Source organism: Nonomuraea basaltis, from assembly GCF_005893125.1.
Lineage (GTDB): Bacteria > Actinomycetota > Actinomycetes > Streptosporangiales > Streptosporangiaceae > Nonomuraea > Nonomuraea basaltis.
Genome location: NZ_VCJS01000099.1, coordinates 36,245 through 45,527, shown reverse-complemented (window position 1 = coordinate 45,527; position 9,283 = coordinate 36,245). Strand labels below are relative to the sequence as shown.

Sequence of the window (9,283 nt, the reverse complement as noted above, 5' to 3'; positions counted from 1 at the left end):
AGGGGCGGATGGGGAGATAGAAGGCTGGATAGGGGACGTCGAGGACGCGATGGGACGGATGGTACGGGGTGGCGGCACGGGTCGAGTGGTAGCTGGCCGCCAGCGCGACCGCGTCCACGCCCAGCGCGGCCAGGCGCTCGGGCGCGGCGGGGTCGCCGACCACGTCCCAGGGGTAGACGTAGGCGATGTTCATGAGAGCGGCCTTCCGGTGGAGGACCCGGACATGGTGCACGGGTAGACGTTGGTGACGTTCATGCGCGGAGCCTCCCAGCGGAGGAGCCGGACATGATGGCAAGGAGAGACGTGGGCGATGGTCATGCGAGCGGCCTCCTGGCCGAGGATCCGGGCAGGGTGCATGGGCGGACGTCGGCGGTGTTCACCAGCGTGGCTTCCTCGCCGTGAAGCCGGGCTCGAACCGCTGCATGTACGTCGTGTCGTCGCGGGCGACGATCCCGCACTTCTCGTACTGCTCGTTCATGCGGGCCAGTGCGTCGCGGTCCAGTTCGACGCCCAGGCCGGGGCCGGCGGGCACGGGGACGGCGCCGTCCACGAAACGCAGGCTGCCCGGCACGACCACGTCCTGGCCGTCCTGCCAGGGGGTGTGAGTGTCGCAGGCGAAGGTGAGGTTCGGGGTGGCGGCGGCCAGATGGGTCATCGCGGCCAGGCTGATGCCGAGGTGGGAGTTGGAGTGCATGGACAGCGACAAGCCGAACGTGTCGCACAGGGTGGCGATGTGCGAGGAGCGTACGAGGCCGCCCCAGTAGTGGTGGTCAAGGAGGAGTACGCCGATCGCGCGGGATGCGATGGCGGGCGGCAGGTGTTCGGGGGTGACCACGCACATGTTCGTGGCGAGCGGCATGGGGACCGCCGCAGCCACCTCCGACATGCCGGAAATTTCGGCCGTCGGGTCTTCCAGGTACTGGAGGGTGCCCTCCAGTTCGCGACCCACGCGAATCGAGGTCTCGACGCTCCAGACGGCGTTCGGGTCCAGGCGCAGCGGCATCCCGGGGAACGCCTCGCGCAGCGCCTTGATCGCGGCGATCTCCTGGTCGGGCGGGAACACGCCGCCCTTGAGCTTGATCGACTGGAAGCCGTACTCCTTGATCAGAAGCGCGGCCTGCTCCACGATGCCCGCCTCGTCCAGCGCCGCGCCGAACCGGTCCGGCTCCTCGCCCGGGTGGCCGGCCCACTTGTAGAAGAGGTATGCGCTGTACGGCACCGCGTCCCTGGCCTTGCCGCCGAGCAGGTCGACGACCGGCACTCCGGCCGCCTTGCCCCGAATGTCCAGGCAGGCCACCTCGAAGGCGGCGAACACCCGGTCGACGCTCTTCTCCTTGGTGGCGGCGCCGGTCAGACCGTGCAAGTCGCTCACCACGCCGCCGACGATCGCGCCGATCCGGGCGTACATCGTGTTCATGTCATGTACGTCGAGCCCGATCAGGGACTTCGCGCACTCGCGCACCTTGCCGAGGTGCCCGAGATCGCCGTACGTCTCGCCCAACCCCGTCAGGCCCTCGTCCGTGACGACCTCGACAATGGTACGAAGGGCCCACGGCTCGTGGACCCCGGCGGCGTTCAGGAGGGGCGGATCCCGGAAGGCGACAGGTGTTACGCGGATCTCCCTGATAGTCATACGACCGCCGTCCATATATGTGAACAATAGCCAGATTTGTGGACAAGTTGCCAAAACTGTAAGAATCGGGATGAAGAAGTGTCAAGACTCCGAAGGGCCATTCGATGATCTACGGACACGACCCCAGGACCGGCGAAACCGTGGGCGCCGCCCTGCCAGAGACCGACAGCGCCGGGGTCGACTTGATCGTTTCCGCCGCGGCGGCGGCCGGCTCGGCCTGGCGGGCGACGCCCGCGGCCGAGCGGGCGCTCGCGCTGGAGGCGGTCGCCGACGCCCTCGCCGCGCACGTGGACGAGCTGTGGCAGCTCGCCGACCAGGAGACCGCGCTCGGCGAGGTACGCCTGCGCGGCGAGGTGGCGCGTACGGCCGGGCAGTTCAGGCTCTTCGCCCAGGTGATCAGGGATGGCGGTTATCTGGAGGCCATCATCGATCACGCCGACCCGTCGCTGACGCCGCCCAGGCCCGATGTGCGGCGGATGAAGCACCCGCTGAAGGGCGTGGTCGCCGTGTTCGCGGCCAGCAACTTCCCGTTCGCTTTCTCCGTGGCCGGCGGTGACACCGCCTCCGCGCTGGCCGCGGGGTGCCCGGTGGTCGTCAAGGCGCATCCCGGGCATCCGAACACCTCCGAGCGGGTGGCGAAGATCGTACGGGAGGCGCTGCCGTACCCGGACCTGCTGGGTCTCGTGCAGGGCATGCAGGCGGGGATCGACCTGGTGAAGCACCCCGGGGTGGTCGCGGCAGGGTTCACCGGGTCCGTGGCCGGGGGCAAGGCGATCCAGAAGCTGATCGACGAGCGGGAGGTGCCGATCCCGTTCTTCGGCGAGCTGGGCAGCGTCAACCCCGTGGTCGTGCTGCCCTCCGCGCCCGTGGAGAGCGTGGCTGGCGGGTTCGCGGGGTCGCTGACGCTGGGGGTCGGGCAGTTCTGTACGAATCCCGGCCTCATGTTCGTGCCCGAGGGCGACGAGCTGCGCAAGGCCCTGGCCGAGGCCGTCGAGGGGACCAGCGGCGGGCCGATGCTGGCCGAGCGGATCAGGGACGGGTATCTCGGCGGCGTCGAGCGGCTCGGCGAGCTGCAGCTGCTGGCCGAGGGCAAGCCGGGCGAGGGCGGCTGGGCGGTCACGCCGAAGGTGTTCACCACGGATCTCGGTACGTTCGCCGAGAAGCTCCCGCACATCGGCGAGGAGTGCTTCGGCCCTGCCTCGATCGTGGTGACATATCGGGAAATTTCCGAGCTGCGGCCCGTGCTCGAACGGCTGGACGGCTCGCTGACCGCCACCGTTCACGGAACCGACCCCGACGAGGCCGGCGAGATCGTCGACGTGCTCGGCAGGAAGGCCGGGCGGCTCATCTGGAACGGCTGGCCGACCGGTGTGGCCGTGTGCTGGGCGATGCATCACGGCGGCCCCTGGCCCGCCGCCACCACGACGTCCACCTCCGTCGGGGCCACGGCCATCGATCGGTGGCTGGCGCCGACCGCGTACCAGGACTGGCCGGAGGCGCTGCTGCCGGACGAGCTCAAGGACGACAATCCGCTGTCCATTCCGCGAAGGGTCGATGGGGCGTTCGCATTTGTGAGCGGGGGCTGATGATCCGGAGGCGGCGGTCGCCGGCCAATGACCATGGCGGCGGCCGCCTCCGCACACTCGCCTCCGTACCCGTACAGATCACGCCCCGGCGATGTCCAGCCCGGTGGCGATGAGCCGCTCCAGCGCCGCCAAGTGCTCGGGCGCCGGATCCATCAGCGGCGCCCGCACACCCCCCACGTCCAGCCCCCGCAGCCGCACCCCGGCCTTGACCAGTGAAACGGCATAGCCGGGCACGAGGTCCCGCAAGTCCACCAGCGGCAGGTAGAAATCGGTGAGCAGCCGCTGCACCAGCACCTCGTCCCCGCCCGTGACGGCCTTGTGGAAGGCCAGCGCGATCTCGGGTGCGAACGCGAACACCGCACTCGAGTACAGGCTCACCCCGATCCCCCGATAGGCCGACACGGTGAGCTCGGCGGTCGGCAGCCCGTTGAAGAACGTGAACTCCTTGCCGGTCGACCGCCGGACGGTCAGGATGATCCGCTGCAGCAGGTCGAAGTCCCCCAGCCCGTCCTTGAAGCCGACCACGTTGGGCACCTGGGCCAGCTCCGCCACGGCCGCGGGCGTGAAGCGCGCCGTGCCCCGCTGGTAGATGATGACGGGCAGCCCACCGGCCTCCGCCACCTCGCGCACGTACCGGACGAGGCCGGGCATCGGGCCGCTGACCAGGTAGGGCGGCATCAGCAGCAGCCCGTCTGCCCCCTGCGCGGCGGCCGCGCGGGCGATCGCCTTGGCCGCGGGCAGCGTGCCGCCGGCCCCGGAGAAGACGGGTACGCGCCCCGCGGCGGCGGCGACGGAGGTGGCCACCGCCCTGGTGTATTCGTCGAGATCGAGGGCGTTGAACTCACCCGTGCCGCACGCGGTGAACACTCCTCCCGCCCCGGCTGCGACCCCGTCGGCGACGTGCCGGGCGAGCACCGCTTCCGCGAGCTCGCCATCGGCCCCGAAGGGGGTCACCGGAAAGAAGAGAACACCATCTAGCCGCATCGACAATCCTTTCTAGCGGATGCCCTCCCTGCGAAGAGTGGCAGCCAGCTTGCGGGTGTGTTTGATCACCGCTTCGATGATCCGCTCGACCCCGGCGGGGGCGAGACCGGCCGGCATCGAGCAGCTGATCGCGTCCGTGGCCGGGATGCGGTAGTCGACCGCCACGGCCACGCAGGCGACGCCAGGCGTGCCCTGTTCGCGCTCGTAGGCCCAGCCCCTGGTGCGGACCTGGTCCAGCTCGCCGGTCAGCTTGGTCAGGTCGATGATCGAGTGCTCGGTCATCCCCGTCAGCGGGTCGGGCAGCAGGGCCCCGACCTCGTCGTCGGTGAGCTGGGCGAGGAGCGCCTGGCCGAGCGCCGTCACGTGGGCGGGCAGCCGCCGGCCCACCCTGGGGATCACGTGCTCGGCCTCGCGCGACTCCCTGGTCGCCAGGTAGAGCACGTGCCCGCCGTCCCGGCGGGCGAAGTGCACGGTCTGCCCGATCTCGTCGCGGAGGTCCTCCAGCGTCTCCTGCGCGAACGGCAGCGCGGGATCCTTGTCCAGGTACGCGGTGCCGGTGAGCAGCGCGTGCGGCCCGATCCCGAACGCGGACCTGCCCGAGTCCGTCTCGACCCAGTTGAGCTCGACCAGCGTCCGCATGAGGGCGTGCAGGCTGCTGCGCGGGAACCCGGTGCGCTGCTGGAGCTCCGACAGCGTCAGGGTGTCGTGCGACTCGGCCAGGACTTCCAGGATGCGCACCGTCCGCTCGGCGGACTTGACTAGCTGGGGCTCCATACTCATCCCATCTCGTATCCCTCAGAGGCTTAGGACATCCAGGATATGGGATGCCGTCCAGATACATGGACACTTAACCCTTGACCGCGCCGCTTGTCAGACCACGCATGAACTGGCGCTGGAAGGCCAGGAACGCGATGATCGACGGCAGCAGCGCCAGCAGCGAGGCCGCCAGCAGCACGCCGATTCCGACCTCCTCGTCGGAGCGGAGCGAGCGCAGCGCGATGGGCAGCGTCCATATCTCTGAGGTGGGCGCGACGATCAACGGCAGCAGGTACTGGTCCCAGATCATCGTGAACCCGAAGACGCCGATCACGCCGAGCGCGGGACGGCACAAGGGCACGATGATCGTGGCGAAGATCCGCAGCTCGCCCGCGCCGTCGATACGCGCGGCCTCCTCCAGCTCGACCGGCACCTCCTTCATGAACTCGGTCATGACCAGGATCGAGAAGCCCCAGGCGCCGACGGGGAGGATCATTCCCGCGTACGTGCCGATGAGGTTGATGTTCAGCCCTGGCAGGTCGGCCAGCACGAGTGAGAGGGGAATCGCGATGATCTCCTCGGGGAGCATCATCGTGGCGAGCATGATCAACATGACGAACGTCATGCCGCGGAACTTCTTGCGGGCCAGTGAGTACGCGGCGAAGACGCTCACCAGCATCTGCAGCAGCAGCCCGAAGCCCACGACGATGAACGAGTTGAGCAGGTAGCGGTAGACGTTCTTGTCCTTGGCCTGGATGAAGTTCTCCAGGGTGAACTCGTCGGGCCACAGGGTGAACGACGTCGGGTCGAGGGTCTTGCTGAACGCACTCATCAGCAGCCCGACCAGGGGCCCGGTGAAAACCACCACCATGAGCCCATATATCAGGACTTTTCCGGTTGTTGCCAAAGGTCCCTTGCGCGACTCCAGCCCCAGGGCGCTGTCGAACCTCATTTCGTCTGCCTCCTGCGCATCATCTGCACGACCACGGTGAGCGTCAGCGTGGCCACGAAGAGCACGATCCCGCCCGCGGAGGCGACGCCCAGCTCGTTCTTCTGGAAGCCGAGCTTGTAGATCAAGGTCATCAGCACCTCGGAGGAGCCGTTCGGGCCTCCGTTCGTCAGCACGTACACCTCGACGAACACCCGCAGCCCGCGGATGGCGGCCAGCGTGAACAGGATCCAGAACACCGGCCGCAGCGCCGGCAGCGTGATGTGCCGCAGCCGGTGCCACGTGGAGGCCCCGTCCACCGCCGCCGCCTCGTAGAGCGTGCGATCCACGCCGACCAGCCCGGCCAAGAAGATCATCATGTCGTACGGGGTGCCGCGCCAGATGCTCATCAGCATGATCGACCCCAGCGAGGAGTCCTCGCTGGCCAGCCAGGGCTGCGTATCGATGCCGACCCAGCCGATGATGACGTTGAGCATCCCGTTGTCGGCCGGGTGGAACATGATCCGCCACACCTCGGCCACGGCCGCCATCGTGGTGACGACCGGCAGGAAGGCCGCCGTCCTGACGAACCACAGGTACCGGGCCGGACCCTCGATGAGCAGCGCGAATCCCAGCCCTAAAACGATCGAGCCGACGGTGGTGCCGAGCGCCAGCACGACGCTGTGCCAGATCGCGGCGGCGAACTCGTCGTCGGAGATGATCGTCTCGTAGTTCTCCCAGCCCACCCACGTGTCGGACAGGTACTTGACCTCATGGAAGCTCTTCCACAGGCCCAGGCCCATCGGGATGAACTTGAAGTACAGAAACAGCAGCAGCGCAGGCGCCAGGAACAGCCAGGCGATCAGCGGCCCCCGCCACCGCACCGACTTGGTGCGGCGGCGAGGGTGCGCCGTCCCGGTCCCCGCCCGGGTGAGGGTGGACGTCATGATGCTTTCTGGCTCTGCAGTTCCTGGGTGAGCTTGGTGTTCAGTCCGTCCATCGCCGTCTTGACGTCCGCCGAGCAGTCGGCCCAGACGGTGTTGATGGCGTCGGCGGAGGTCTGCCGGACCGGCGCCCAGTTCGGCACCGGCGGTGCGTAGACGGCGAACTCGTAGGAGTCCTGGAACACCTTCCAGCGCGGATCCTGCCGTTCGGCGCTCATGTCGACGCCGGTGTTGACCGGCAGGCGGACGATGGCGCCGTTGGCGTCCTTGTTCATGCCGATCCGCTGGCCCTCAGGGGAGATGGCGTATTCGGCGAACTTCTTCTGGCCCTCCTCGTTGTCCGAGCCGACCATCATGTAGACGTTCTCGCCCTCGCCGAGGGTGCCGGGGCCACCGGACGGGCCCTTGGGCACGGGCAGGACCTCGATCTTGTCGGTGCCGAGGCTCTTGACGAACCTGGCCAGCACGTAAGGGCCGACCAGGTAGATGCCGCCCTGGCCCTTCTCGAACACCTCGTGCGTGACGGTCGTGTCGTTGCTGACCGCTCCGGGGTTGACGGTCTTGGTCTTGCAGAACTGGTCCTGGAGGTACTGGACGGCCTCCACGAACTTGGGGTCGTTGGCGGTGGCCGTGTACTTGCCGGGGCCGCTGGCCTTGAGGAAGTCGCCGCCGTTGGCGTAGATCATGGAGGAGGCGTACCAGGAGGCGTAGCCGCGCTTGGTGCCCGCCGGGACGACGAACCCGGCGGTGTCGGCCTGGCCGTTGCCGTCGGGGTCCTTCTCGGTGAACGCGGTGGCCAGCTTGGTCAGGTCCTCCCAGCTCTGCGGCGGCTCCATGCCCACCTTCTCGCGCCAGTCCTTGCGCACGATCAGCGCGAACGCCTGGGCGGAGAACGGGGCGGCGTAGAACTTGCCGTCGCTGCCGGTGGCGGCACCCCAGGCCCTGTCCGACAGCTTGTCGCCGCCGGCCAGGGAGGCCTTGTCGATCTCGCGGAGCCAGCCCTGCGACTGCATGTTGCCGAGCTGGGCGGTGTCGTTGATGACGATGTCAGGTAGCGCCTTCTGCGCCGCCTGCTGGTTCAGCTTGGTCTCGAAGTCGTCGAAGAGCGCGACGACCTTGGTCTTGACCCCGCTGGCCTTGGTAAATGCGTCGGCGAGCTTCTGCGCCGTCTTGGCGGAGTCCGAATCGGGCGCCTGCCTGATCCAGATCTCCAAACTGTCGTCAGAACCTGACGATCCCCCGGAACCGCAGCCTGTCAGCGTTACGGCTAGAGATGCGACGATCGCACCCCCAAGCAGACGACGTGACATCAGACCGCCTCCCGTTCACATACGTGGACATGAGTCGCACACTTGAACTCGTGGGTGTGACCGTAATCACTTCACGCATCACGGTCAATATTCAAGGATGTGAATTTCGGCCAGAATCGTGTACACCATGGATCCATGCGCATTCTCATGACCGGTGCCGCGGGGAAAGTCGGCACGCTGCTCCGCCCACGGCTCGCCCGGGACGGCCGTACGTTGCGGCTCTCCGATCTCCACGCGGTCGAGACCGGCCCGGGTGAGGAGTGGGTGACGGCCGACCTCGCCGACCCCGCCGCCATGGCGGAGGCGATGAAGGGCGTGGACGCGGTGCTCCACCTGGGCGGCCAGAGCAGGGAGCGCCCCTGGGCCGACATCGTGCACGCCAACATCAACGGAATGCAGGTGCTGATGGAGGCGGCGCGCAACGAAGGTGTCCAGCACGTCGTGCTCATGGGCAGCCACCACGCGGCCGGCTTCCACACCAGACCGGACAGCGGTGAGGACCTGCCCGACTACGCCTTCCCGCGCCCCGACACCTTCTACGGCGTGAGCAAGGTCGTCATGGAGGCCCTGGGCAGCCTCTATCACGACCGGTTCGGCATGAACGTGACCGTGGTCCGGCTCGGCACCTGCAACGAGGGCTCGCTCGACACGCGTGGACTGGCCACCTGGATCTCACCCGACGACCTGACCCGTCTCGTCGAGGCCGCGCTGACCGCGCCCGGCTACCACGTCGTCTGGGGCGTCTCGGACAACACGCGCCGGTGGTGGTCGCTGGAGGAGGCCAAGTCCATCGGGTACGTCTCCCGCGACAACTCCGAGTCCCAGGCCGCCGCGCTCATCGCCGAGCACGGCGAGCCGGACCTGACGGACCCGTTGCACCACCGCGCGGGCGGCGTCTTCACCCTCAAGGAACTAGGCGGCTCCTGGTAGCCGCTGCCACCCCGGCCCGCGCCGCCTCCCAGCCCGCGCCGGGATCGCACCGAGCCTGGATCCCTCCTGGCTTCCGGCCCCAGCACGGCACGGCGTCCGCGTCGCCGCGGCCGGGCGCGAGGTGGCGGGCTGTCATGGCAACCGGTTGCAAGAACCTTGACGGCCGGACCGGTGAAGGTCAAGGTTTAGTCTGGCAACCGTTTGCAAGGGAG

General features: G+C 68.3%; 8 protein-coding genes and 1 pseudogene. 2 read left to right on the top strand and 7 right to left on the bottom strand.

Annotated features, from left to right (window positions below):
- Nucleotides 1–232, bottom strand: a pseudogene (locus EJK15_RS36845) (hypothetical protein); the annotation flags it as partial.
- A 144-nt stretch (nucleotides 233–376) separates the two neighbouring features.
- A complete protein-coding gene (locus tag EJK15_RS36840; RefSeq protein WP_138715102.1) occupies nucleotides 377–1,633 on the bottom strand; it encodes a glucarate dehydratase family protein in 1,257 nt (418 codons plus the stop codon).
- A 104-nt stretch (nucleotides 1,634–1,737) separates the two neighbouring features.
- On the opposite strand from EJK15_RS36840, the gene EJK15_RS36835 reads away from it, so the two are divergent.
- Entirely contained in the window at nucleotides 1,738–3,219 is a 1,482-nt protein-coding gene (locus tag EJK15_RS36835) for an aldehyde dehydrogenase (NADP(+)) (protein ID WP_138715101.1), read from the top strand.
- Nucleotides 3,220–3,297: 78 nt separating this feature from the next.
- Here the strand turns inward: EJK15_RS36835 and EJK15_RS36830 are convergent, their stop codons facing one another.
- The 5 genes from EJK15_RS36830 to EJK15_RS36810 form a co-directional block, all read right to left on the bottom strand.
- On the bottom strand, nucleotides 3,298–4,203 hold the full coding sequence (locus EJK15_RS36830; RefSeq protein ID WP_138715100.1) for a 5-dehydro-4-deoxyglucarate dehydratase: 906 nt from the start codon (nucleotides 4,201–4,203) through the stop codon (nucleotides 3,298–3,300).
- A 12-nt stretch (nucleotides 4,204–4,215) separates the two neighbouring features.
- A complete protein-coding gene (locus EJK15_RS36825; protein WP_138715099.1) occupies nucleotides 4,216–4,977 on the bottom strand; it encodes an IclR family transcriptional regulator in 762 nt (253 codons plus the stop codon).
- A 73-nt stretch (nucleotides 4,978–5,050) separates the two neighbouring features.
- Nucleotides 5,051–5,911, bottom strand: a complete 861-nt coding sequence (locus EJK15_RS36820; RefSeq protein ID WP_138715098.1) for a carbohydrate ABC transporter permease — start codon at nucleotides 5,909–5,911, stop codon at nucleotides 5,051–5,053.
- Nucleotides 5,908–6,834, bottom strand: coding sequence for a carbohydrate ABC transporter permease (locus tag EJK15_RS36815; RefSeq protein ID WP_138715097.1), 927 nt, complete (start codon nucleotides 6,832–6,834; stop codon nucleotides 5,908–5,910). Before EJK15_RS36815 ends, EJK15_RS36820 begins: the two co-directional genes overlap by 4 nt.
- Entirely contained in the window at nucleotides 6,831–8,045 is a 1,215-nt protein-coding gene (locus EJK15_RS36810) for an ABC transporter substrate-binding protein (RefSeq protein ID WP_240777449.1), read from the bottom strand. The genes EJK15_RS36815 and EJK15_RS36810 overlap by 4 nt, the downstream gene beginning before the upstream one ends.
- A 231-nt stretch (nucleotides 8,046–8,276) precedes the next feature.
- On the opposite strand from EJK15_RS36810, the gene EJK15_RS36805 reads away from it, so the two are divergent.
- Complete coding sequence (locus tag EJK15_RS36805; protein ID WP_240777448.1) at nucleotides 8,277–9,071, top strand: NAD-dependent epimerase/dehydratase family protein; 795 nt, start codon at nucleotides 8,277–8,279, stop codon at nucleotides 9,069–9,071.
- Nucleotides 9,072–9,283 lie beyond the last annotated feature (212 nt).

Bases quoted from the DNA above. Each gene is read 5' to 3' on its own strand.
- EJK15_RS36820 (WP_138715098.1), bottom strand. From the start codon at position 5,911: ATGAGGTTCGACAGCGCCCTGGGGCTGGAGTCGCGCAAGGGACCTTTG.
- EJK15_RS36825 (WP_138715099.1), bottom strand. From the start codon at position 4,977: ATGGAGCCCCAGCTAGTCAAGTCCGCCGAGCGGACGGTGCGCATCCTG.
- EJK15_RS36830 (WP_138715100.1), bottom strand. From the start codon at position 4,203: ATGCGGCTAGATGGTGTTCTCTTCTTTCCGGTGACCCCCTTCGGGGCC.
- EJK15_RS36805 (WP_240777448.1), top strand. From the start codon at position 8,277: ATGCGCATTCTCATGACCGGTGCCGCGGGGAAAGTCGGCACGCTGCTC.
- EJK15_RS36840 (WP_138715102.1), bottom strand. From the start codon at position 1,633: ATGACTATCAGGGAGATCCGCGTAACACCTGTCGCCTTCCGGGATCCG.
- EJK15_RS36835 (WP_138715101.1), top strand. From the start codon at position 1,738: ATGATCTACGGACACGACCCCAGGACCGGCGAAACCGTGGGCGCCGCC.
- EJK15_RS36815 (WP_138715097.1), bottom strand. From the start codon at position 6,834: ATGACGTCCACCCTCACCCGGGCGGGGACCGGGACGGCGCACCCTCGC.